This is a genomic window from Zobellella taiwanensis (assembly GCF_003012795.1).
In the GTDB taxonomy this organism is placed as follows: Bacteria; Pseudomonadota; Gammaproteobacteria; order Enterobacterales; family Aeromonadaceae; genus Oceanimonas; species Oceanimonas taiwanensis.
Genome location: NZ_PXYH01000081.1, coordinates 1 through 255 on the forward strand (window position 1 = coordinate 1; position 255 = coordinate 255).

General features: G+C 54.1%; 1 rRNA gene. It reads right to left on the reverse strand.

Annotated features, from left to right (window positions below):
- Window positions 1-255 (reverse strand): 23S ribosomal RNA (locus C7I36_RS17010); the annotation flags it as partial.

Below are 255 nucleotides of genomic sequence, written 5' to 3' on the forward strand. Positions count from 1 at the left end.
CCTTTCCCTCACGGTACTGGTTCACTATCGGTCAGTCAGGAGTATTTAGCCTTGGAGGATGGTCCCCCCATGTTCAGACAGGATATCACGTGTCCCGTCCTACTCGATTTCACAGCAAGAGCCATTTTGTGTACGGGGCTATCACCCGGTATCGCCGGCCTTTCCAGGACCGTTCCACTATCACTCAAGCTGCTTAAGGGCTGGTCCGCGTTCGCTCGCCGCTACTAACGGAATCTCGGTTGATTTCTGTTCCTC